The sequence below is a fragment of the Acinetobacter sp. YH12068_T genome (assembly GCF_024606005.1).
In the GTDB taxonomy this organism is placed as follows: domain Bacteria; phylum Pseudomonadota; class Gammaproteobacteria; order Pseudomonadales; family Moraxellaceae; genus Acinetobacter; species Acinetobacter amyesii.
The window spans coordinates 985,764-1,009,385 of record NZ_CP094555.1; the positions used below are offsets into that span (position 1 = coordinate 985,764).

20 protein-coding genes and 2 pseudogenes are annotated in these 23,622 nt (G+C 40.1%); 17 read left to right on the top strand and 5 right to left on the bottom strand.

Annotated features, from left to right (window positions below):
- Positions 1–81: 81 nt before the first annotated feature.
- Both MST18_RS04850 and radA read right to left on the bottom strand, forming a co-directional pair.
- Positions 82–1,083, bottom strand: coding sequence for a Tim44 domain-containing protein (locus MST18_RS04850; RefSeq protein WP_078192078.1), 1,002 nt, complete (start codon positions 1,081–1,083; stop codon positions 82–84).
- A gap of 123 nt (positions 1,084–1,206) precedes the next feature.
- Positions 1,207–2,595, bottom strand: coding sequence for a DNA repair protein RadA (gene radA / locus MST18_RS04855; RefSeq protein WP_180026689.1), 1,389 nt, complete (start codon positions 2,593–2,595; stop codon positions 1,207–1,209).
- A 187-nt stretch (positions 2,596–2,782) separates the two neighbouring features.
- Here radA and MST18_RS04860 point away from each other — a divergent pair.
- Positions 2,783–3,139, top strand: a pseudogene (locus MST18_RS04860) (hypothetical protein); the annotation flags it as partial.
- 240 nt (positions 3,140–3,379) lie between these two features.
- Here MST18_RS04860 and MST18_RS04865 read toward each other — a convergent pair.
- Positions 3,380–4,741, bottom strand: a complete 1,362-nt coding sequence (locus MST18_RS04865) for a sodium:alanine symporter family protein (protein WP_180132926.1) — start codon at positions 4,739–4,741, stop codon at positions 3,380–3,382.
- 332 nt (positions 4,742–5,073) lie between these two features.
- Here MST18_RS04865 and MST18_RS04870 point away from each other — a divergent pair, with 332 nt between their 5' ends.
- The 8 genes from MST18_RS04870 to MST18_RS04905 all read left to right on the top strand — a co-directional run bounded on the left by MST18_RS04870 (position 5,074) and on the right by MST18_RS04905 (position 11,724).
- The gene (locus MST18_RS04870) at positions 5,074–6,477 is read left to right on the top strand and encodes an amino acid permease (RefSeq protein WP_078192075.1); all 1,404 of its coding nucleotides are present in this window, start codon (positions 5,074–5,076) and stop codon (positions 6,475–6,477) included.
- A 344-nt stretch (positions 6,478–6,821) separates the two neighbouring features.
- Positions 6,822–7,031 carry a lipoprotein gene (locus MST18_RS04875; RefSeq protein ID WP_373684424.1) on the top strand — a complete coding sequence of 70 codons (210 nt, stop codon included), beginning with the start codon at positions 6,822–6,824 and terminating at the stop codon, positions 7,029–7,031.
- Between the two features lie 24 nt (positions 7,032–7,055).
- Entirely contained in the window at positions 7,056–8,300 is a 1,245-nt protein-coding gene (gene lysA / locus MST18_RS04880; protein WP_180126393.1) for a diaminopimelate decarboxylase, read from the top strand.
- 13 nt (positions 8,301–8,313) lie between these two features.
- Positions 8,314–9,159, top strand: a complete 846-nt coding sequence (gene dapF, locus MST18_RS04885; protein WP_111883917.1) for a diaminopimelate epimerase — start codon at positions 8,314–8,316, stop codon at positions 9,157–9,159.
- Positions 9,160–9,243: 84 nt separating this feature from the next.
- Positions 9,244–9,390 (top strand): hypothetical protein, encoded by a 147-nt coding sequence (locus MST18_RS04890; RefSeq protein ID WP_180102916.1) that lies wholly within the window; start codon positions 9,244–9,246, stop codon positions 9,388–9,390.
- A complete protein-coding gene (locus MST18_RS04895; RefSeq protein ID WP_180132925.1) occupies positions 9,365–10,078 on the top strand; it encodes an enhanced serine sensitivity protein SseB C-terminal domain-containing protein in 714 nt (237 codons plus the stop codon). The genes MST18_RS04890 and MST18_RS04895 overlap by 26 nt, the downstream gene beginning before the upstream one ends.
- Before the next feature lie 71 nt (positions 10,079–10,149).
- Complete coding sequence (locus tag MST18_RS04900; RefSeq protein WP_180132924.1) at positions 10,150–11,073, top strand: tyrosine recombinase XerC; 924 nt, start codon at positions 10,150–10,152, stop codon at positions 11,071–11,073.
- 279 nt (positions 11,074–11,352) lie between these two features.
- Positions 11,353–11,724: a hypothetical protein gene (locus MST18_RS04905; protein ID WP_111883920.1), complete on the top strand. Its 372-nt coding sequence runs from the start codon at positions 11,353–11,355 to the stop codon at positions 11,722–11,724.
- A 465-nt stretch (positions 11,725–12,189) separates the two neighbouring features.
- Here MST18_RS04905 and MST18_RS04910 read toward each other — a convergent pair.
- Positions 12,190–12,684, bottom strand: a pseudogene (locus tag MST18_RS04910) (Lrp/AsnC family transcriptional regulator).
- A gap of 113 nt (positions 12,685–12,797) precedes the next feature.
- On the opposite strand from MST18_RS04910, the gene MST18_RS04915 reads away from it, so the two are divergent.
- The 7 genes from MST18_RS04915 (at position 12,798) to MST18_RS04945 (ending at position 21,148) form a co-directional block, all read left to right on the top strand.
- A complete protein-coding gene (locus tag MST18_RS04915; protein WP_180023307.1) occupies positions 12,798–13,403 on the top strand; it encodes a LysE family translocator in 606 nt (201 codons plus the stop codon).
- Between the two features lie 527 nt (positions 13,404–13,930).
- The gene (locus MST18_RS04920) at positions 13,931–14,683 is read left to right on the top strand and encodes an electron transfer flavoprotein subunit beta/FixA family protein (RefSeq protein WP_078192067.1); all 753 of its coding nucleotides are present in this window, start codon (positions 13,931–13,933) and stop codon (positions 14,681–14,683) included.
- A 19-nt stretch (positions 14,684–14,702) separates the two neighbouring features.
- A complete protein-coding gene (locus MST18_RS04925; protein ID WP_180132923.1) occupies positions 14,703–15,635 on the top strand; it encodes an FAD-binding protein in 933 nt (310 codons plus the stop codon).
- Between the two features lie 402 nt (positions 15,636–16,037).
- Positions 16,038–16,670, top strand: a complete 633-nt coding sequence (locus MST18_RS04930) for a hypothetical protein (RefSeq protein WP_180132922.1) — start codon at positions 16,038–16,040, stop codon at positions 16,668–16,670.
- 290 nt (positions 16,671–16,960) lie between these two features.
- Entirely contained in the window at positions 16,961–19,945 is a 2,985-nt protein-coding gene (gene gyrA / locus MST18_RS04935) for a DNA gyrase subunit A (protein ID WP_180132921.1), read from the top strand.
- Between the two features lie 91 nt (positions 19,946–20,036).
- On the top strand, positions 20,037–20,507 hold the full coding sequence (locus MST18_RS04940; RefSeq protein WP_180132920.1) for a hypothetical protein: 471 nt from the start codon (positions 20,037–20,039) through the stop codon (positions 20,505–20,507).
- Between the two features lie 197 nt (positions 20,508–20,704).
- On the top strand, positions 20,705–21,148 hold the full coding sequence (locus MST18_RS04945) for a DUF3887 domain-containing protein (protein WP_111883927.1): 444 nt from the start codon (positions 20,705–20,707) through the stop codon (positions 21,146–21,148).
- Between the two features lie 66 nt (positions 21,149–21,214).
- Here MST18_RS04945 and gltP read toward each other — a convergent pair whose 3' ends face one another.
- Complete coding sequence (gene gltP, locus MST18_RS04950) at positions 21,215–22,510, bottom strand: glutamate/aspartate:proton symporter GltP (RefSeq protein WP_180132919.1); 1,296 nt, start codon at positions 22,508–22,510, stop codon at positions 21,215–21,217.
- A gap of 459 nt (positions 22,511–22,969) precedes the next feature.
- On the opposite strand from gltP, the gene MST18_RS04955 reads away from it, so the two are divergent.
- Positions 22,970–23,518: a hypothetical protein gene (locus MST18_RS04955; RefSeq protein WP_180102921.1), complete on the top strand. Its 549-nt coding sequence runs from the start codon at positions 22,970–22,972 to the stop codon at positions 23,516–23,518.
- The last annotated feature ends 104 nt before the right edge of the window (positions 23,519–23,622 follow it).

A 23,622-nucleotide genomic window follows, 5' to 3' on the forward strand; every position in this document is an offset into this window, starting at 1 on the left:
TTAAAAAGAGGGGAATTAAAGGCAAAAAAAATAGCGACCGGAGTCGCTATTTTAGAATGCAAGAATGCTTAATTGTCTACATTATTGCTCTTGTTGAATGCCTGCAACTAACCAGTCTTGATCAGAACCCGCAGGTTTAACAAAATGCCATACTTCAGCAAATGGCTGTGGCAGGCTATTTAAGTCTTCACTTACCGTACCTGTAAAACGCACACTTACAACGTATTGACCATTTTCGTTAGCAGAATCGACCACCATAGCATTTAAGTTAGAAAACTCAGCAACGTCTTCATCTTTATTCGCCATAATGTCGTTATACATAGACTGGTAAAGGTCAGGCGTTAAGTAACGCTGAATTTCAGAAATGTTGCTTGCAGTATTCATCGATTGAATGTGGTTAAAACGCTGACGTGCAACACGTAAGAATGTTGCTGGCTCTGTACCATCCGGCAATTGATTGCCGCTGTTGGTATAGGCAGCACCAAAAGGCGCGTTCGTTGCTGCAGCTGCACCAAATGGAGCATTTGAAGCTGCTGAATTACCGCCTACAGAATTACCAAAAATATTCGTATTGTCATTACCTGCACGAGGTGCAGCATTTTGTTGGCCAAACGGTGCATTGTTTGCACCGCTGTTTGGCGCATAAGGATTGTTAGCGGCTAGTTTTTTTTTTGCGCCCATCTTACGGAAAATGAAGAAGGCAACAGCAGCGGCAAGTAAAATCCAGATCCAGCCTGGAATACCACCTTTCTCTTCCTGTTGTTGTGCTTGCGCTTCAGAAGCTGCTTGACCGTTATTGTCATCGGCCATCGCATTTGCAGCGACTGCACCAATAGCAGCACCAGCCACACCAGCAGCAACCATTCCGCCCACATTCGAGCCAGATTTTGCTGGAGCGCCAGCAGTTGCAGGCTGTTGAACAGGAGCAGATTGACGAGGTTGCTGATAAGACTGAGTTGGAGCAGCTTGACGGCTCATACCATGGCTTTTACCACCACCGGCACGTTTCGCTTCTGCAATCGGCGCTACCAAAAGGGCTGCTGTTAAAAGAGCAGTCATCAAACCACGCTGTCGAACTTCCATCAAATTTTCCTATATCTATATAAATTTAAAATAGCCTTCTAGTTATGCCGCCATTTGTACTGAATTTCAATAGAACATCGGTAAAAAATTGAAAATTCATTCAAAATAAACGATTCAACGTGACTAAGACTCATCGGTCAGCGTAATTGCCTGACTCAACGCCTCATGTAAACGTGCGACAGAAATAATCTCTACACCTGAAATAGGTTTTTGCGGTGCATTCCCACGCGGTAAAATAATGGTTTTAAAACCATGTTTAATGGCTTCTTTGAGTCTTTCCTGTCCATTGGGTACAGGGCGGATTTCGCCTGAAAGGCCGACTTCACCAAATACTGCCAAATGCTGCGGCAGGGCTTTAGCTCTTAAGCTAGAGGCGCAGGCTAAAAGTACCGCAAGGTCAGAACCTGTTTCTGTGATTTTTAAACCACCCACGACATTGACATAAACATCTTGTCCTGCAGTTTGTACGCCACCATGACGGTGCATAACGGCTAAAAGCATGTTTAAACGGTTTTGTTCTAAACCTAAGGCCACGCGTCGAGGTTGTCCGTGCGCATCATCTACCAAAGCCTGAACTTCAACCAAAAGTGGACGTGTACCTTCACGGCTAATCATGACAATGGAACCCGGAATGGCTTCATCATAACGACTAAGGAAAATGGCGGAAGGGTTTGATACCTCGCGCAGACCTTTATCAGTCATGCCAAATACACCAAGCTCGTTGACCGCACCAAAACGGTTTTTCACCGCCCGAATCATACGGAAGCGCGAGTCAGACTGACCTTCAAAATACAAAACACAATCGACCATGTGCTCAAGCACGCGAGGGCCTGCCAAAGAACCTTCTTTCGTTACGTGACCGACAATAAACAATGCTGTGCCACTATTTTTGGCAAAGCGGGTCAGGAGTGCAGCCGATTCACGAATTTGGGAAACACCGCCCGGCGCAGACTGGAGTGTCTCGGTGTATAGAGTTTGGATCGAATCTAAAATGGCAACGGCAGGGCGTTCATGTGCCAAAACTTCACAAATACGCTCGACACAGGTTTCTGCCATGACTTTGAGTTGATCGGTCGGCAAATCTAGGCGCTGGGCACGTAGAGCCACTTGAGACAAAGATTCCTCACCAGTGACATATAAGGCAGAACTTTTACTCGCCGCCATATAGGTTGCGGTTTGTAGCAAAATAGTGGATTTACCAATGCCGGGGTCACCACCAATCAGCACAACTGAACCTGTGACCAGTCCACCACCGAGCACACGGTCAAATTCACCAATACCTGTTGCCATTCGAGTTTCATGCGAAACGGAAACTTGATTTAAGGTAGTCACAGCAGCAGCTTGACCTGCATAGCCACCGCCCATTTTCGGCTGTGCACGGTGTGTAACGGCGGGAGCAATACTGACTTCGACTAATGAATTCCATTCACCACATTCGGTACATTGACCGGCCCATTTGGGATGATCAGCACCACATTGTTCACATCGATAGACACTTTTTGCTTTCGCCATAATATTTACTGTGCACAAACTCAAATTGAGTCACAGCATAGCGGTGAATACATCGAAAAACCAAGTTTTTATCGCATGAAATGACTGATGAAGGTCAATTGATGTCGTTTTATTTTCAAGAGCTGCACTTTTTTACATAGTAAGCACTTTATAATAGCGCATTATATTTTTTGAAATGGGTCACCACATGACTGAACTATTACGACATATCGATGCCATCGCACGTGAAAAAAATCGTGATGTGTTATTTGTGCATTTTGAAGAATATGATCATCAACATCCTGAAAAAAATACGGTGCGTAATGATGTTATGCACTGGTTTGACCTGCAAAATATAGACTATTTCCCTTGTATGGGGCTAGAAGGTGAGTCTTTAATCGATAGTTATACAGGTGATTTATACCTTGACGTGCCTTTTGATGAAAGCAGCCCTGCATATAAAACCCTCAGTGAATACCTTGAAGATGAACAAGGGAACATGAAAATTCAGGGGGTATTGTTCTTTTCTTTATCTTTGGAAATTGCCCTAGAAATCGAAGCTGATCTGATGGAAGCCAGTGCTGTAGATTCTGAATATGCTGAAAATGAGTTTGGTGACCAATTTGGTGAAGGCTTTATTGAAGATGCTGAATTAGATCCAAAAGATGAAGCGGCCAATGAAAGCAAGACGAAAAACGACAAATTTGATGATGGTCAAATTGGCACGATTCAATAAGTAAATATTGATTTTCAGTCCGAATAAAAAAGCCACGTGAATTCACGTGGCTTTTTGTTTAGCAGGGGATTAGTACAATTCACCTGATTTACGACGTTCAATAAAATCTTTCGATTCTTTTACAATGATGCCTGAGAGCAATAACAGTGCAATACAGTTTGGTGCAGCCATCAAACCGTTAAAGGTATCGGCAAATAGCCAAACGAGATCAAGTGTTACGACACAGCCGACAAAGACTGATGCGATGTAAATTAAGCGATAAATCATTACTGATTTTTCACCTAACAGGTAAGTACAGCATTTTTCACCATAATAGCTCCAACCCAGAATGGTTGAATAAGCGAAGAAAATAATACCGAAAGTCACGACCCAACCACCGAAGCCCGGAAGTAGTTTGTCAAAAACACTGATCGTTAATACGGCACCCGTTTGATCACCAAAGCTTTGTCCTGCCATGATGAAGCCCATCACCAGTACGATACCTGTAATTGAGCAAACAATGATGGTGTCTAAGAACGTACCTGTCATAGAGACAAGACCTTGACGTGCTGGGTGGTCAGTTTTTGCAGCCGCAGCGGCAATAGGTGCTGAGCCCATACCTGCTTCATTAGAGAATACACCACGTGCCACACCATAACGAATCGCAGCACCAATCGCACCACCCGCAGCAGCTTCGCCCGTAAATGCATAGCTAAAGATCATTTTTAGTGCAGGGATCACCAATTCAAGGTTGGTGAAAATAATGATTAAGCCACCCAATACATAACCTACCGCCATAATTGGAACAATAAATGAAGAGGCTTTAGAAATGGATTTGATGCCGCCTAAAATAACGAGGGCAGAGAATATGGTGATGACGATTGCAGTGGTGAGTGTGCTGATCCCTAAGCTGTTTTGCACAGCAAGCGCGACAGTATTGGACTGTACTGAGCTACCAATACCAAAGGATGCCAAAGTACCAAATAGGGCAAATACCACTGCCAACCATTTCCACTTAGGCCCAAGTCCACGTTCGATGTAATACATCGGACCACCGTTCATTTCGCCATTTTCATTTTTATGACGAAACTTTACAGCGAGTACACCTTCACCATATTTGGTTGCCATACCAAAGAGCGCGGTTATCCACATCCAAAACACTGCGCCCGGACCACCGAGCACACAAGCGGTGGCTACACCGGCAATATTACCTGTACCAATGGTGGCTGAAAGTGCGGTCATGAGTGAGGCAAAATGTGAAATATCGCCATCATGTTGATCTGCTTTAGGATGCTTGCCAAAGACTTGTTTGAATGCGAAAGGCAACATGCGAAATTGCCAGAAAAGCAGTCGGAAGGTGAGGAATACACCTGTTCCGACAATGAGGACCAACATGTACGGGCCCCAGACCCATCCACTGAGTGTTTCCATGATATTTTGAATTTCTTGCATAGTATCTTCTTCTTATCGGCCCTGAGTGAGTGAATGCTACATTTTTGATATCTGTAGCAATTGATATGCCATTGTTAGAAACTTCCATGATTTTTGGCATAAATTTTTATCGTTGATAAAATATTTTTTGCATAAAATTTAAGTTATTACAAGTAAATTGTTGTTTTATTGGTCGCTTTAAAATGTGAATTGGCGCTAAGATTTTTATATATAAGAAAAATAAATTAACTTTGTCACTTAATCCGAAAATATAGATGATGAGAAATAATTTTGTATTTTCTGAAATTTTTACGTTAATTTGTCGCAATTGGAACGCGAAGTTGAATTAAATAATGTCAAATGAAATTCATGGATCGCACGCTGATAGCGGCGATTTGAAACGAAGCTTGTCCAACCGACACCTGCAATTGATTGCGATTGGTGGTGCGATTGGTACAGGTTTATTTATGGGGTCAGGAAAGACCATCAGTTTAGCTGGTCCGTCCATCCTTATTATCTATATGATTATTGGTTTTATGGTTTTCCTCGTCATGCGTGCATTAGGCGAGTTATTACTATCAAATCTTGAATATAAATCTTTTATCGATTTTGCAACCGACTTAATCGGGCCGTGGGCAGGTTATTTTGTGGGTTGGACCTATTGGCTGTGCTGGATCACTATAGGGATTGCTGATTTATCAGCCATCATTTATTACCTGCAATTCTTTAATGGAGGTAACCCGTTCTCGCCCGAAGAAGGGGTGATGATCAGTGTTGCCGCCATTGTTTTTATCATGGGTTTAAACCTTGTTACGGTTAAACTTTTTGGTGAATTAGAGTTTTGGTTTGCACTGATTAAGATTATTGCAATCGTGGTGCTCATTGGTGTCGGTCTTTGGATGATCTTTACCGGTTTTACCTCATCGACAGGTGAAATCGCATCATTCACACATTTATGGTCACATGGTGGTCTATTCCCAACAGGAGTAACTGGCTTCTTGGCAGGTTTCCAAATCGCCATTTTTGCCTTTGTCGGCGTAGAACTCGTGGGTACTACGGCAGCAGAAACCAAAGATCCAGAACACAACTTGCCTAAAGCTGTGAACTCGATTCCGATTCGTATCATTATTTTCTATGTGCTGGCACTTGTGATTGTGATGTCCGTTACGCCATGGAATGCCATTGACCCAAGCATTTCACCATTCGTGAACTTGTTTAGCCAAGCCGGTATTGCTGCTGCTGCGATTATTATGAACTTGGTGGTGTTGTCATCAGTTATGTCATCGATGAATAGTGGTGTGTTCTCGACTTCACGTATGTTGTTTGGTTTATCTCGTGAAGAGCAAGGTCCAAAAGCGTTTGGTCGTCTAAACTCACGTGCAGTTCCTGCAAATGCGTTGTATTTCTCGGCAGTTTGTTTACTGTTGGGGGCGGCATTACAGTATTTCGTACCGAACACGGTTGAAGCCTTCACTTTAGCAACTACACTGTCTACGATTTTATTTATCTGCGTATGGCTCATGATTATCTGGAGTTATATCGTTTACTATAAAACTCGTCCTGAGTTGCATGCGAAGTCAACCTTTAAATTACCAGGTGGCTTATATACTTGCTGGCTTGTGATTATCTTCTTCATCGGCATGATTTATGTCTTGTCGCTAGAAGCAGATACCATGAAAGCGCTCATGGTGAGCCCAATTTGGTTCATCATTTTGATTATTGGTTATTTTGGTTTTTATAAGAAAAAGCACCATTAATTTACATTTTTGATCTGATGTAAAAACATAAAAAGTTGCTCCTGAGGGGGCAGCTTTTTTATTTGAATATGGATTTAATTTACACTAATACACAGTATTCATTAGTGCTAATAGAAGTATAAAACAGCATTCAAATTGATAAGCTATTTCAGTGAAATCAATAGCCTGATCGGTATAGAAAAATACACAAATGTGGTTTGAAAACAGCACCATCAAATTTTGCTTAAATTTAGTGCAGAATGGCAAAAAGCTCACTTGGAATTACAGGGCTTTTCTTTTATCCGCGGGTTGATCACGTTATACTCGGAAAAATCTTTTCATTAGGTACGTTTATGTATCGTTTTATGAATTATAAAATTATTGTATTAGCAAGTGCTGTGCTGCTGACCGCTTGTGGTCAGTCTGGTGCATTGCATTTACCTTCAGATGCAAATGCAGATAAGCGCGCAAAATATCTGATTTATCCAGATACGCCTGCACATCAAAAGCAGGAAAAACAAGCGGCTCCTGTTGCAACTGAATCGGAATCTTCAAATTCTAACCCTACACCTTAATGCTTTTATAGAAAGGATACTTTCATGAGTTTCACCCGTACGAATGGGGTATTGCATGCAGAGCAATGTTCTTTACAACAGCTTGCACAGCAATATGGCACACCGCTTTATGTTTATTCAAAAGCTACTTTTGAAAAGCATTATTCAGATATGGATCGTGCATTTAGCTTTATCGACCATCAAATTTGTTTTGCGGTAAAGTCAAACTCTAATCTTGCGGTGTTAAACGTACTTGCCAAGCAGGGCGCTGGTTTTGATATCGTGACGGGTGGTGAACTCGCACGTGTGTTAAAAGCCGGTGGTGAAGCTTCTAAAATTGTATTCTCAGGTTTGGGTAAAACTGAAGCCGATATCCAAAAAGCATTGGACGTGGGTATTGCATGTTTTAACGTAGAATCTCATGCAGAGCTAGATCGAATCCAAAAAGTTGCTGCGGCAATGGGTAAGAAAGCACCGATTTCATTGCGTGTAAATCCAGATGTGGATGCTAAAACCCATCCTTATATCTCTACGGGTTTAAAAGAAAATAAATTCGGCATTCCTTCAGACAGTGTTTTTGAAACTTATGCTTATGCGGCATCATTGCCAAATCTTGAGATTATCGGGATTGATTGTCATATCGGCTCACAGTTGACTGAAACTCAGCCTTTTGTTGATGCACTTGATCGTGTCATTGTGATGATCAATCAACTGAAAGAGATGGGTATTCATCTAAAACACATCGATATTGGTGGTGGTTTAGGCGTAACGTACAAAGACGAAGTTCCGCCAACCGTTGAAGAATATGCTCAGGCAATGCGTCCGGCATTAGAAAAATTAGGCCTTAAGGTATATATGGAGCCGGGGCGTAGTATTTCTGCAAATGCAGGGGTGTTGTTAACTAAAGTTGATTTGCTCAAACCGACCAATCATCGTAATTTTGCGATTATTGATGCTGCAATGAATGACTTAATCCGTCCCGCTTTATATGAAGCATGGATGGATATTCAGGAAGTAACGCCTCGTACAGATACAGAAAAGAAAGACTGGGATGTGGTTGGCGCGATTTGCGAAACCGGCGATTTCCTAGGAAAGCAACGTCAGTTGGCGATTCAAGAAAATGACGTGCTTGCAGTATTGGGGGCGGGTGCTTATGGTTTTGTCATGAGTTCAAACTACAACAGCCGCGGACGTGCTGCTGAAGTAATGGTTGATGGTGATCAGTCTCATTTGATTCGTGAGCGTGAAACCATCGAATCATTGTGGGAACGTGAGCGTTTATTGCCTTAAGGAGAAATTCGAGATGTTATTAGAATTTACCAAAATGCATGGCCTTGGCAATGACTTTATGGTGGTCGATCTAATTAGCCAACGGGCTTATTTAGATACAGTGACGATTCAGCGTTTGGCCGACCGTCATTTTGGTATTGGTTTTGATCAGCTTTTGATTGTAGAACCGCCTGATTTACCCAATGTTGATTTTAAATATCGTATTTTTAATGCGGATGGTTCGGAAGTTGAACAATGTGGTAATGGTGTACGTTGTTTTGCGCGCTTTGTGCATGAACGTAAGTTGACCAGCAAAACCAAAATCAAAGTACAAACCAAGTCAGGTATCGTAGAGCCTGAATTAGGTGCGAATGGTTGGGTGCGCGTTAATATGGGTTATCCACGCTTTTTGCCGCATGAAATTCCATTTATTGCGGAAGAGCCTGAAAACTTATACGACATTGCATTAGCGAATAATGAACAACTCACCATTGATGTGGTGAGTATGGGTAATCCGCATGCAGTGACGATCGTTCCTGATGTCATTACCGCAGACGTTGCTAAAATTGGTCCACAAGTCGAATCGCATGAGCGTTTTCCACAGCGTGTAAATGCTGGTTTTATGCAAATCGTAGATGAGAAACATGCACGCTTACGTGTATTTGAACGTGGTGTCGGTGAAACGATGGCCTGTGGTACAGGTGCTTGTGCAGCGGCAGTATCAGGTATGCGTCGTGGCTTATTAGCCAATTCGGTCGAAATAGAGTTGGCAGGTGGTAAGTTGCAAATTGAGTGGCAAGAAGGTGGTGTGGTCTGGATGACCGGACCAACCGCAACAGTTTACGAAGGACGCTTAGATTTAAGTTACTTCCAAGGTTAAACTCCAAGCCCTGATTCATTCAGGGCTTTTTTCATAAAATAAAAAGTGAATAAAAAATTATAATTCAATGGGATTGGAATCAACATGGAACAAATAAACGAAGAAATAAAAGAAGAAATCTTAGAGCAACTTTTTCATAAAGCTTTACATGAACCTGCGTATCGACCCGAATTTTTAGCTCAATTATTAGCGGCCAATGTGTATTGTGTGGGAACAACAGGGGGGACGTGATTCACGTATTGCCGAAGCTTTGATCTTGGATGAAGGCGACAGTGTTCAATTGAAATCATGGGAAGATGAAACTTATGATTGCGTCATCCCGTTTTTTACTTCTTTGGAAAAAATGCGGTTGGCAATATCTGAAGAGGAGTCGCATATCCGGCTACCAACCAAGGCATTATTTGAAATGACCTTGGGAGCAAGGCTTATATTGAATCCACAATCACCAGATGCAACGAAGGACTTTGTACCAGAAGAAATTCAACATTTGCTGAACGGGCAGTATATTCAGCCCTCAGAAAACTATGAAGTTACGGAAGATACGGAAGTTTTAATTGGTCAGCCAGCGGAATATCCGCAGTTTATGATTGATCAATTAAGCATTTTTTTCGGCACAGAGCGTGTGGTAAAAGCTGCCTATTTAGCGCAAATGCTGAATGAAGCTCGAGATGATTCACCAACTTTGCTGATCGGATTAGATTTAGAAGCAGGATTATCTGAACAACAAATTCAAGATTTACACAGTAAAATTGGTCGTATCACACAGGACAGTTTAAAAGAGCAATGCCCAGTGGATCTGATCCATGTCAATCCGCACAGTGTGGATGGTGTAGAAGGGTATTTGCTTAATGAAACGCAAGCTTTTTACCAACGTGTTGATGGTAAGCCTAAGGGGTTCTTTGCTAGACTCTTTTCATAAAACAGATATGTGAAATCGCTTTAGAGAACGTACTGAAACGCTAAAGCACATGTTGAAATGGGAGAAGACAGATGACGATGGATCAGAGTCAACTACTGACTATGTGGTTGAAGGAACGTGAAATTCAAAATCAGTCTAAACATACATTGCAAGCGTATGAGCGTGATGTCAGTGATTTTCTCCAATTTTGTACAATACGCAACTTGCCACTGCATGATGTTGAAAAGTCAGATCTGCGTGAATTTGTTGCTCATAAAGTGGAACAGTTTCAGCTCAGTCCAAGTAGTTTGCAGCGCATGTTATCTTCGATACGCCAATTTATGAAATGGGCAGAACAAGGAAATTATCTCAATTTTAATCCTGCAGATGATTTTCAGCTCAAACGCCAATCACGTCCTTTACCTGGATTGGTCGATATTGAAACCATTAAACAAATCATGGAACAGCCTGAGCCAGAAAGTGAAACTCAACGGCAGCTTTGGATACGTGATAAAGCGATTTTGGAGTTGCTATATTCAAGTGGTTTACGTTTGGCAGAAGTGCAGGGCTTAACCATTCGAGATATTGATTTTAATCGCCAACTGTTACGTATTACGGGTAAAGGGAATAAAACGCGCATTGTACCTTTTGGTTCTAAAGCCAAAGAGGCTGTGATGCATTGGTTGCAATTATATCCTGCATGGCATGGTGATTTTGTCCCAGAAGCCCAAGTTTTTATCACTCAAAAAGGTAATCCACTGGGGGTAAGACAAATAGAAAATCGAGTTAAATTTCAAGCTCGACGTGCAGGTGTAAATGTCGATTTACATCCGCATTTATTACGACATTGCTTCGCTAGCCATATGTTGTCCAATAGCGGCGACTTGCGTGCTGTACAAGAAATGTTGGGGCATAGTAATTTAACCACTACACAAATTTATACCCATGTGGATTTTGATCGATTGGCACAAGTTTATGATCAGGCCCATCCAAGGGCACAGCATAAAGATTTGTAACAATTGCAAAAACGACTTTGGTACTCAGTGGTCTAAATTTTGCTTAAATTCACAGGCTGGATTTCACATTTTGCATCCTAAGGTGGTCTACTTCATGAAAATTAAATAAGGATGTGAAAAAATATTGGTAAAATTGACCGACATTTTGAACTATTGTCGCATTATAAAAATTCAAATTATCGGGTATAAAAATTGTCCATTATTGAATTGACGTAAGTGCTGAAGTGAAATTCGCCATTTACTAAATTGCTGTACCGTTAAAAATATATAGGCCATACCATGATTTCAGATATTCAAGAAAAATATGACCAGTTAAATGGTCAGCAAAAAGAAATTTTTGCAGGATACGGCTTACGCCAGATCAAACACTTTGTTGAAATCAGTTTGCCTGAAGTAGAAGCTGTATTGCCTGAAGGTGCGCAGCTACAAGGGATTAATGCCGATGGTAAAGTTCAGGCGTTTAATGCGGCGACGGGCCAATACTTTATTTGGATTTCGGATAAACAATGGCAGCTTACCAATAAAGCAACTGCTAAATTTGACAGTAAAGAAGATGCCCTCACCATTTGGCGTATTTTTGATTTGGCAAAGTATGAACTTATTGACCTAAGCCACATCCATCGTGACTTTTTGGAAAATCAGCCAGCCTAAACCATTGGTCAAATAAACAACTCAAGGGCTATCTTCATTGGTTTTGGATGTTTAGCCCTTATATCACTCGCTCCATGACATGTTGAGATGCTTGCGAGCAGAGCGTTTGAGTGTTAATCTTCTTTGCATAGCTTAGTTGCTTAAACAAAAATTTCTAAATGCCAATCCGTTTTGCTGCTTAGTAATTCAATTCGTTTAATTTTGATAGCGAGAGCCTGTCAATCCAATCAATGGTTTTCCTACTTGAGCAATTGAGCTCAAAGACCTCCTAGATATTTCCCATTTAATTGCTGCAAATGTGCCCCAAATTATTATTTTTCTTTGCTTAAAATATAAGTAAATACCGCATTGCTAGGTATTTGCATTCGAGGCTGTGAAGGTAATCCGTCACTACATTGCCAAGCTTGTAGTTTCAGCCTCGTCGTTTCTAATGCTTGAGTTGTTCCTTGGCAGACCAATTTCTGTTTATAAATCTTCTAGCGGTAACTGGAAGCTTTGTTTGATGATTTGGCTTGGTAAATCAGTCTTTACACTGGTGATGCCATTTTTCTTGGTTAAGTGAGTAGACTGAAATTTGCGGTAACTTTCTAGGTCAGGCACCACTACTTTGAGCATTGCATCGCACTCACCCAAAATAATTTAGCACTCCATGACTTGAGGAAGTTCTTTCATCGCTTCGATAAAAGTATCGATGGTTTCAGCATCTTGCCCAGTCAACCAAATACGAGAGAATAAAATCAATTGAAAGCCAATCTTTTGTGGATCGACCACGGTGGTGTAATTCTGAATCACACCTGCTTCTTCGAGTAATTTGACCCGACGTAAACAAGAAGAAGGCGAGAGTCCAATTTCCTTGGCTAAGTCATTATTTTGCATGCGGCCATTATTTTGAAGTGAGCGAATGATATTTTTATCAATACGATCTAGTTTAACTAGAATTGACTTAGAAGATGTCTTCATAAAATAGAATATAATTCTAAAAATAATATCTATTATAGAATATTTGATATCCTATTTTAAAGCGATTCAAACATACTAATTTCACTTTCAGGACATAGAAAGGGAAAATTGAAATGTCTGTATTTGCTTTGTTTGCCTTAACGGTAATTCCCCTTATTTTCACACCAGGACCCGATATGCTTTTTATCCTGTCACAAGTGATGGGTAAGGATGCAAAAGCAGGCATGATGGCAACAGTGGGGGTGTGTTCAGGTTATTTGGTTCACTCGATTTTAGTGGCATTGGGTATTGCTGCGATTATCGTGTCATTTCCACTACTGTTTGAAACAATCCGCTGGTTGGGGATTGCTTATCTTTTATATTTGGCAACGCATTTACTGCGTTCAGTATTTAGCAGTAAAAAATTAAGTATTGAGAAAAAGTCGGCGTCCAACCCGATTAAAAAAGGCTTTTTTACGGCTTTACTGAACCCGAAAGGAATGTTGATATATTTTGCAATTTTGCCGCAATTTATCGATAAATCAGCGAATACCGTGAGCCAAGGTTTGATTTTGTCCTTCATTTTTATTGGGCTGATTTTTGTGGTGTATTGTAGTTTAAGTGTGGTCTTTGCACGTATTACACAAAAAACTCAAATTGATGAACGCAAACAAAAGTGGATCGATGGTACATCAGGCGGTTTATTGGCTCTTGCTGCGACGTGGTTAATTGCCAATTAAAAACAGCAAATGTAAATAGAAATAAATGCCTTAACTAAAACCTTCGTGAAAGCGAAGGTTTTTTTATATGTGCTGACTTTTGACAGATATTAAGAATGATAAATGGAGAAAAACACGCCAATTAGCTTCAGAAAAGTGAAATCAGCGCTAAATTCATTATGCTTCTATCTTAAATGACAAGTTTAGATATGTTGCCGAATGTGTAGAGGGAAAGCTCTATTTCAGAAAGATTGATCGAAAATTGATATTAAATCAGATCTTTTGATGAGCTAAATCAAGTAAAAAAATAATAAAAATCAATGCTTAAAAAATAACTGAATAATGCGTTTTTTTGGATAACTGAACCATTCTTTAAAAAATGTGAACGATAAGTTCAAGGAAATTACGCTTTTTTACAGGTCTTTCGATAATTGTGACTTGACCGAAATGCCGTACACATTGCAAGATAGGGCACCTAAAAAATTTAAAGTGAAGAGTTAATATAACTTTTCTCAACATTTACATTTGCTAAAACAGCCGAGGATTACATGAAGGCTCTTGTTGCTGTAAAACGTGTGGTTGATGCCAACGTTAAAGTTCGCGTTAAGCCGGACAACAGTGGTGTTGACTTAACGAACGTTAAAATGTCAATTAACCCATTCTGTGAAATCGCAGTGGAAGAAGCGGTTCGTTTAAAAGAAAAAGGAACTGTTTCAGAAATCGTTGTTGTTTCTATTGGTCCTAAAGAAGCTCAAGAACAAATCCGTTCTTCTATGGCGCTTGGTGCAGACCGCGGTATCCTTGTTGAAGCTGACGACAGCCAGTTAGGTGCACTTGAAGTTGCAAAAATCCTAAAAGGTGTTGTAGACGCTGAACAACCTCAATTGATCCTTCTTGGTAAACAAGCAATTGATGACGACTCTAACCAAGTTGGTCAGATGCTTGGCGCGCTTTTAGGTGCTGGCCAAGGTACTTTCGCTTCAGAAGTTAAAGTTGAAGGCGACAAAGTACAAGTGACTCGTGAAATCGACGGTGGTTTACAAACTGTTGAACTTGCACTTCCTGCAATTATCACCACTGACTTGCGTTTGAATGAGCCACGTTATGCTGCTCTTCCAAACATCATGAAAGCGCGTAAAAAACCGCTTGATACTAAGTCACCTGCTGATTATGGCGTTTCACCTGCAACTAAGCTTAAAACTGTTAAAGTTGAAGCTCCTGCAGAACGTAAAGCGGGCGTACAAGTGAAGTCTGTAGACGAGCTTGTAGATAAATTGAAAAACGAAGCGAAAGTGATCTAATACAGAAGGATAAAAAATCATGAGTATTTTAGTTATCGCTGAGCACGACAACAAAGCACTAAATGGTGCAACTCTTAACGTTGTTGCTGCAGCGCAAAAAATCGGTGGTGATATCACTGTATTAGTAGCTGGTTCAGGCGCTCAAGCAGTTGCAGACCAAGCAGCTAAAGTTGCGGGTGTAAGCAAAGTATTACTTGCTGACGATGCTGCTTATGCTAATCAATTGGCTGAAAACGTTGCTAAATTAGTTGCTTCTATCGGTGCGGGTTACACTCACATCCTTGCTGCTTCTACGACAACGGGCAAAAACGTACTTCCACGTGCTGCTGCGCTACTTGACGTAAGCATGATCACTGACATCATTGCTGTTGAAGGTCCTAAAACTTTCAAACGTCCAATCTATGCAGGCAACGCGATTGCAACTGTAGAGTCTGGCGAGTCTGTTGTAGTTGCGACTGTTCGTGGTACTGCATTTGATGCTGTCGCAAGCGAAGGCGGCTCTGCTGCAGTTGAAGCTGTTGCATCTACTGGTGATGCTGGTATTTCTAAGTTCGTTTCTGAAGAAATCGTGAAATCTGAACGTCCAGAATTAACAGCTGCGCGTATTGTTGTTTCAGGCGGTCGTGGTGTTGGTTCAGGTGAAAACTATCACACTGTTCTTGATCCATTAGCGGACAAGCTTGGTGCTGCGCAAGGCGCATCTCGTGCAGCTGTTGATGCTGGTTTCGTACCAAACGATATGCAAGTGGGTCAAACAGGTAAAATCGTTGCGCCTGAACTATACATCGCTGTAGGTATCTCAGGTGCGATTCAGCACTTGGCAGGTATGAAGGAATCTAAAGTGATCGTTGCGATCAACAAAGACGAAGAAGCGCCAATTAACTCAGTAGCTGACTACTGGTTAGTGGGTGACTTGAACACTGTAGTTCCAGAATTAGTATCTAAAATCTAATTTCTGAACGCAGTTCAAAACGCTCCTAAGCTTATGGTTTAGGGGCGTTTTTTTTGTGTGGAATGAATGCCGTTGTAGATATTCTTGATCATGCTTAATGGGATGAGGGATTCTTAATTTAGTACTTCAAAATTCATCCGAGGTATTTTCTTATTATCAGTCTTAGATACGACTGTAGCATAAGCTAAACGTATGTTGAAACTTAAATGGTAAGTAAGCAGGCGCAATCGCTTGGTAATAGGATGGAGATTAATAAATTATAAAAAATACAAAGATTTAAAATAAAATAATAAAAATTTATCCTTCAAGTTTGAATCTTAAACTTAAAGAAAGCTTAAAGGATTGTATATTTTGTGTTAACATTGCTTTTTTATTGAACTTGCCTTTAGGCGGAGTCTCCCTTTGAAATTTGATTTTCAGTTACCAATCAGTGTATTGGTGCTGATGATCTGTTGTTTACTTTTTCCTGTTTTACAAAGTATCTCTTTTCCTTTATTTGATGGAATGACTGTTACAGCAGTTGAATCGGTCCAAGCATTGTTATTGCTGTTTTTTGCGATTTTTACTTTTTTCTATATTCGACCACTTGAAATGCAAGATGGAAAGAAACAATTTTGGTTGTGGGTTGTCGCATGGTGGTTGTTGCTATTTGGTCGTAGCATTAGCTGGGGGCGTGACTATTTTCCTGATGTGCCTAAACCGTATTTTCGTTTAATTTCGGTATTCATGATTGCACCTGTCGTCTTTATGCTGTTTTCGCCTTATTTACGCCAAGAAATCGCACGTAACTTAAAAACCTTGGCTTTACCAATTTGGCCATTGGGCTTGGTGATATTGGGCTTATTTATTTCTGATGCAGTTGAGCATAGTCGAAGTCTTAGTTTTTTATTTTTGTACGATTTAGCTTATAAAGATTTCATCGAAGAAGTTTATGAATTTCCGCTTATTTTAGGTTTGTTTCTAACAGCACACCCATGGATGCAGCAGGATCATTTACCTCAAGAATTAGAGGTCATGCAATATCATAAAGAGTGATTTTTATCACATTTATGGGTCTAAATTTGAAGCTTCAAAAAGAATTTTTTTGAACAATAAATAACCTTTATTCGTAGAGGTTTTTTTCACAGCAAATAAAATCAAAATGCTTAAAATAAATACAAAAAATCATGGTTCTAGTGCAGGATGATTGGCACAAAAATCAGGGATTTTATGCTATACTGTCCGACTTGATTTTTGATATTGGTTCAGTGTTTTTTGAACTAATTTTTACAGATTTACGATATATAAATGCGGGCAGAATTCTGCTTGTATAACAAGGAGTATGCATGAGCGTATCGGAAATTAGACCGATTGCCATTGAGGATGAACTGAAGAGCTCATATCTCGATTATGCAATGAGCGTGATTGTGTCACGTGCGTTGCCAGATGTCCGAGATGGTCTCAAACCTGTTCACCGTCGTGTGCTTTTTGCAATGCACGAATTGGGCAATGACTACAACAAAGCTTACAAAAAGTCTGCCCGTGTAGTCGGTGACGTCATCGGTAAATATCACCCACATGGTGACTTAGCTGTATACGAAACCATTGTTCGTATGGCTCAAGATTTCAGCTTACGCTATCAATTGGTTGATGGTCAGGGTAACTTCGGTTCTGTCGATGGTGACAGTGCAGCAGCAATGCGTTATACCGAAGTTCGTATGCGTAAATTAACCCACGAACTTTTAGCGGATCTTGAAAAAGATACCGTAGAGTGGGAAGATAACTACGACGGTTCTGAACGTATTCCACAAGTCATGCCAACACGTGTGCCTAACTTGTTGATTAACGGTGTAGCTGGTATTGCTGTAGGTATGGCAACGAACATGGCTCCGCATAACATGACAGAAGTCATTAATGCATGTCTTGCTTATGCCAACGATCCGCACATCAGCATTGAAGGGTTAATGGAACATATTTCTGGTCCAGACTTCCCTACAGGCGGTATCATTTATGGTAAATCAGGCATTGTCGATGCGTACCGTACTGGTAAAGGTCGTTTGCATATCCGTGGTAAATATCACATTGAAGAAGACCAAAAGTCGGGCCGAAGCACGATTGTCTTCACTGAAATTCCTTATCAAGTTAACAAAGCAAAAACCATTGAACGTATTGCTGAGTTGGTTAAAGAGAAAAAACTTGAAGGTATTTCTGAACTTCGTGATGAATCAGATAAAGAAGGGATGCGTATTGCAATTGACTTGAAGCGTGGTGAAAACGCTGAAGTGATTGTAAATAACTTATTCCAAAATACCCAATTAGAAAATTCATTCAGTATTAACATGGTCTGCCTCGATAATGGTCAGCCTAAGTTAATGAACTTGAAAGATATTATTGCAGCGTTTATCCGTCACCGTCAGGAAGTGGTTACACGCCGTACCATGTTCGAATTGCGTAAAGCACGTGAACGTGGACATATCTTAGAAGGTTTGACGGTTGCACTTGCAAACATCGATGCGATCATTGAAACTATCAAAACATCTGCAAACCCAAGCGAAGCACGCGAACGTTTACAAGCGGGCGAGTGGGCAGGCGGTGGTGTTGTTGCATTACTTGAAAAAGCAGGCGCGGTATCTGTCCGTCCAGATGAAATTGAAGGCGAAGATCCAGCACGCCCATTTGGTTTAACAGGTGATATTTATCGTCTGTCTCCAACCCAAGTGGGTGCGATCTTAGAACTTCGTTTACATCGCTTAACCGGTCTAGAACAAGACAAGTTACAAGCTGAATATACAGAAATTCTTGGTCAAATTGCTGAATACACGGCAATTTTGAACGATTTCAACTTATTGATGAACGTGATTAAAGAAGAATTGGCTTTAATCCTTCAACAATATGGCGATGCACGTCGTACCGATATCGTGGAATCACGTATCGACTTCTCTCGTGAAGATTTAATCCCTGAAGAGCAAATGGTACTAACTGTTTCTAAATCAGGCTATGCAAAAACTCAACCATTGTCAGACTACGCTGCACAGCGTCGTGGTGGACGTGGTAAGTCTGCAACTTCAATGAAAGAAGACGACTACATCCAGCATTTGATCGTGACTTCAAACCACGCAACAGTGCTTTGCTTTACCAATGTGGGTAAAGTTTATCGTTTGAAAGTGTATGAAGTACCTCAAGCATCTCGTGGTGCGAAAGGTCGTCCGATGGTGAACTTATTGCCATTAGATGAAAACGAAACCATCACCGCTATTTTACCTGTGGTTGATGCGCCGAAGAAATTTAAAGAACGCTTGGCTGACTTTAAAGCATTTGTAAAAGCCAATAGTGCACAGCTACAAACCAATGAAGTGATTAATAGTCATTTTACTGGTTTAGAAGCTGCACTTGCTGAGACTGAAGACGGTGCAGATGATTTATCTGACGCACTTCGTATTCAGTTGAAACAATTGGGTCTAGAGTTATCTACGACTGATCTTGATGATGAAATTATCAATGACTTCGCACAACAAGCTGAAGCGGTTCGTAAAAACTTCTATGTATTCATGGCGACTGAATACGGCACGATTAAACGTGTTGAACTAGAACAATTCTCGAATGTTCGTTCAAACGGTCTACGCGCGATTGAACTCAATGGTGATGACACCTTAATCGGTGTTGCCATTACCGACGGCGAACAACAAATCATGTTGTTCTCAAACGAAGGTAAAGCCATTCGTTTTGCAGAAACTGACGTGCGTTCAATGGGTCGTTCTGCCAAAGGTGTTCGTGGTATGCGCGTGACCATTGGTGCAGCAGCTCAAGCTGAAGACGCTGAGGATGCGGATGTAGAGTCTGATGATGAAGATACCTCTGATTCAGCTCTCATTAGCCGTATAGTGTCATTGGTGGTTGTTCCGGAAACCGGTGAAGTACTTTGTGCTTCAGCTAATGGTTATGGTAAACGTACACCAGTAGATGACTTCCCAACCAAGAAACGTGGCGGTAAAGGTGTTATTGCAATCAAAACATCTGAACGTAACGGTGAACTTGTTGGTGCGGTAGCGATTGATGCGTCTAAAGAGCTTATGTTAATTTCAGATGGTGGTACGTTGGTTCGTACACGTGCGTCTGAAGTGGCACAAACAGGTCGTAATGCTCAAGGTGTTCGTTTGATCCGTTTAGGTGAAAGCGAAATCTTAGTCGGTGTTGTGGCGATCGAAGCAGTTGAAGAAGACGAAACTTTTGAAGAAGTGGAAGCAATCGAAACTGAGCAACTTGTAGATGACTCAACGATTATTGATCAAAATGACAATGAATCAGATTTCAATGAGCCTGAAGAAGACTAATTGAAGATTTAAAAAAGAGGGCGCTACGGCGTCCTTTTTGATAGATGAATAGTATTAACAAAAATTTATATAAACAAGAATAGTGACTTAAATGTATTTCAAAAAATTAATTAGAACCAAAGGAATAGTCATTTGTTTTGCATTAATGGGATGTAGTGAGCCGACGTCTGTAGAGTTTAATGAAGGTATAAAAAAAGAATCATCTATTCCTTATAAGCTGACACCTTTGCAACTTAAACACATTGAGCAATTGTATGTTGCTATACGTGATAAAGATTTAGATCAAATCCAGAAAATAACAGATGAGAAGTTTTATCACGCTTTGTTAGAAGATCCAACATTATTACCAGAAATATCTTCATATATTCCATATTTTGAAAAAGTTTTAGATTATAAAATGTTGGAATATAAAAGTATTAAAAATAGTGTGCATGGTGAACTAATTGAAGCAAAGCTTAAGTATGAATACGAGCAGCAAACTGTATTTTACACCGTATTATTTAAACAAGATGATCCTTTGGCTAAAATTATCGGTAGTCATCTAAAGTTGGTACTTAAATAAACCCTTAGAATTTTCAGTGGTACTTTATTTAAATACATTAAAAGTGAAGCTCATTTACCTTGCGTAAGTGAACAGAGTTTAATTTAATGTACTGTCAACAAGTTGGAAAGAGAAAAGTTAAAGAGATATCTTAATTTTAATATCAACTTTGAAGTTTTATATATACTCAAAAGCTTAAATTAGGAATAAGTGTGGTTATGAAGGCAAATTTTTTGTTACTAGGTTGTGTCATAGCGTTGTCAGGTTGTGACCAAATTGGCCAAAAAGCATTAAATGCAATACCAGACCCAAGTGTTGAACAGACTGAAGTAGCCCAAGCTGCCTATGATCAATTACGTGAAGGCAATTTTGATAAGCTGTACACTTACTTTGAACCAGAACTCAAAGCGAAGTTTGAACAGAATGAAAAAGAGCTGCGTAAATTTGCACGAGGTATTCCGAAACAAGATTACTCACGTAAAAATATAGTGGCTAAGCACATTGAAAAATCGACTGAAAAGCCGTCTTTATATACAGTTACTTATGAGTACGGTTATACCAATAAAAACCTTGTACAGTATGATGTAAGTTTTGATAAACCCGCAGGAAGTAACAAAATTCGAGATTTTAATATTTCAGTTTTTGGCGAAAAAAATAAATAAAATTAGGTAAAAATAAAACAAAGCTGTAAAAAAGGACGCCTAAGCGTCCTTTTTTATGTCATCAAATTAAGCGGCATCTTTTAGATGAGAGGCATAATTTTTTTGTTTTTCAGTATCAAATTGGCCTTCCCATTTACTGATCACCAGTACCGCAAGCGCGTTACCAATCACATTCAGTACAGTACGTGCCATATCTAAAATACGGTCAATACCTGCAATGAATGCCAGACCTTCAAGTGGAATACCGACACTACCGAGAGTCGCCAGCAAGACCACGAAAGAAACGCCAGGTACACCTGCAATCCCTTTAGAGGTAATCATCAAGGTCAGTACTAGAATCACTTGTTGGGTGATTGTCAGATCAATCCCGTAAAGCTGAGCAATAAAGATAGCTGCAATACTTTGATATAGGGTCGAACCATCGAGGTTAAATGAATAGCCAATTGGAATCACGAAACTGGTAATCGGTTTCGGAGCACCGTAAGCTTCCATTTTTTCCATAATACGGGGGAGGACGGTTTCAGAACTTGCAGTTGAATATGCGAGAATCAATTCATCTTTTAAGATCTTGATAATGGCCCAAACACTGAAGCCACAGAATTTAGCAACTGAACCTAATGCAATGAAAATAAAGAAGAATATTGCACCATAAACTAAAACTGCGAGCTTAAGCAGTGGCACAAGAGAGCTGAAGCCGAAATTCGCAACAGTCGCTGCAATCAAGCCGAATACACCAATAGGTGCAAACATCATGATCATGTGAGTAACTTTAAACATCGTTTCAGAAACAGCGGTCAACACTTTAATTAAAGGTTGTTTTACTTCTTGATCAAGCGCACCTAAACCTACACCAAACATCACAGAGAAAAAGATGATTGGGAGCATTTGACCACTCGTCAAAGCTGCAAAAAAGTTAGATGGAATAAGTGAAAGTATTGTTTGAATCAAACCATGAGAATGTTCACTGACTTCATGTGTTGTTTCTTGATACTTTGAAATATCGACTTGCGTCAATGCAGACATATCAATGCCGGCACCAGGTTGGAATACGTTGGCTGCAACTAAACCGACTAAAATAGCAACGGTGGTAATGATTTCAAAATAAATAATTGTTTTGAAACCAAGTTTACCTAAGTTACTACCGTGACTTGTATTGGCAATACCTAAAATAAGCATCGACACAACAAGCGGAATAACGATCATCTTAATGAGGTTAATAAAAATTGAACCCAAAGGCGTCAAAAAGTTATTAACTAAAGCATCACGATATTCAGGAGAATAGTGTAGGAAAGCACCAACAAATATACCTAGAATGAGAGCAATCACGATTTGCCAGGCAAGGCTCACCTTAATCTTTTTCATACATCAGCTCTTATGTCAGATTTGGGAGAAAAAAGCCCACAGTCATCCACGAACAAATGTTGCAGACAGATTGAGTCCGCCATGACAAAAAGTTCTGAATAATTTGGGAGATAAATACGACAATATTTTGCAGTTTATATGAGAATACAGCCAACGATTTTGATCAAAACCAAACTGTTTGATCGATAAATTATCATTTTTAGTTGTATAAGCGATTCGATTGTTAAATTTAATTTATAAAACGAATAAAATTGAGTTATTAATAAACACTTCACAAAATCTCTGATTTACCTAGAAAGATCGAAAAACTAAATGTGAGCCTGTATTTTTCATTTTTATATAGAAGTTTGCTTTATACTTGTGAGGCAGATAAATCAGTGAAAATTCTATAAATCACACAGATTATCCGAAATAAATTTTAACTTTATATATTTTAATAATAACCAGAGGGCTTGTACGGTGTTGAAAAAATTAGTCGTCATCATTGCTTTAATCTTACCTATAACGGCTTGTGAAAAAATCGGCGATTTCTTGATTGCAAAATTCGAATCAAGCCTACCAAGTGAGACAAGCTCACAGCGTATCAAGTCAGAAAAATTATTCGCAGCACTACACCAACCCCATCAAGATAGCTTTTTGGCATTGGTTGAAGAAAATGTTCGTGATGCGATGCTGGCAGATCCGGAGCTGTTCTCGCGTATGAAAAAGCTGATTCCAGCAGGTCAACCTAGCGCTGAGGCGGAAGTGATTCAGCGAATGGCAAATACTCGGCTGGGAGAAGGGGAGACCACAACGATTGTGTATAAATATGATTATCCGCAAAAAAAACTATATATGAGTGTGGTCTTTGCAGGTCATGATGGGGACGATAAAGTGAAAGGATTCTGGCTTGAAAACGCTGCAGAAAAAGAGTCAGATGATTTGGTTACTGAGATCACCTCAGATGTAGATGATTTTGATATTCAAGTGGATGAAGCATCGACTGTCACGCCAACTGCATACAGCTAATAGATGACAGCAAGAATTTAAATTTGAGACATGATTAGAAGCAAAGCGTTCGAGTCCATGATGAATAGGTTTGAACGCATTTCGCTTGAGACCAGACATGTCTT

What these genes read in the sequence shown, in the direction of transcription:
- gltP (WP_180132919.1), bottom strand. Translation starts at nt 22,510, where the DNA reads ATGAAAAAGATTAAGGTGAGCCTTGCCTGGCAAATCGTGATTGCTCTC.
- gyrA (WP_180132921.1), top strand. Translation starts at nt 16,961, where the DNA reads ATGAGCGTATCGGAAATTAGACCGATTGCCATTGAGGATGAACTGAAG.
- dapF (WP_111883917.1), top strand. Translation starts at nt 8,314, where the DNA reads ATGTTATTAGAATTTACCAAAATGCATGGCCTTGGCAATGACTTTATG.
- lysA (WP_180126393.1), top strand. Translation starts at nt 7,056, where the DNA reads ATGAGTTTCACCCGTACGAATGGGGTATTGCATGCAGAGCAATGTTCT.
- MST18_RS04925 (WP_180132923.1), top strand. Translation starts at nt 14,703, where the DNA reads ATGAGTATTTTAGTTATCGCTGAGCACGACAACAAAGCACTAAATGGT.
- MST18_RS04890 (WP_180102916.1), top strand. Translation starts at nt 9,244, where the DNA reads ATGGAACAAATAAACGAAGAAATAAAAGAAGAAATCTTAGAGCAACTT.
- MST18_RS04915 (WP_180023307.1), top strand. Translation starts at nt 12,798, where the DNA reads ATGTCTGTATTTGCTTTGTTTGCCTTAACGGTAATTCCCCTTATTTTC.
- MST18_RS04940 (WP_180132920.1), top strand. Translation starts at nt 20,037, where the DNA reads ATGTATTTCAAAAAATTAATTAGAACCAAAGGAATAGTCATTTGTTTT.
- MST18_RS04850 (WP_078192078.1), bottom strand. Translation starts at nt 1,083, where the DNA reads ATGGAAGTTCGACAGCGTGGTTTGATGACTGCTCTTTTAACAGCAGCC.
- MST18_RS04870 (WP_078192075.1), top strand. Translation starts at nt 5,074, where the DNA reads ATGTCAAATGAAATTCATGGATCGCACGCTGATAGCGGCGATTTGAAA.
- radA (WP_180026689.1), bottom strand. Translation starts at nt 2,595, where the DNA reads ATGGCGAAAGCAAAAAGTGTCTATCGATGTGAACAATGTGGTGCTGAT.
- MST18_RS04900 (WP_180132924.1), top strand. Translation starts at nt 10,150, where the DNA reads ATGACGATGGATCAGAGTCAACTACTGACTATGTGGTTGAAGGAACGT.
- MST18_RS04920 (WP_078192067.1), top strand. Translation starts at nt 13,931, where the DNA reads ATGAAGGCTCTTGTTGCTGTAAAACGTGTGGTTGATGCCAACGTTAAA.
- MST18_RS04905 (WP_111883920.1), top strand. Translation starts at nt 11,353, where the DNA reads ATGATTTCAGATATTCAAGAAAAATATGACCAGTTAAATGGTCAGCAA.
- MST18_RS04875 (WP_373684424.1), top strand. Translation starts at nt 6,822, where the DNA reads ATGAATTATAAAATTATTGTATTAGCAAGTGCTGTGCTGCTGACCGCT.
- MST18_RS04865 (WP_180132926.1), bottom strand. Translation starts at nt 4,741, where the DNA reads ATGCAAGAAATTCAAAATATCATGGAAACACTCAGTGGATGGGTCTGG.
- MST18_RS04945 (WP_111883927.1), top strand. Translation starts at nt 20,705, where the DNA reads ATGAAGGCAAATTTTTTGTTACTAGGTTGTGTCATAGCGTTGTCAGGT.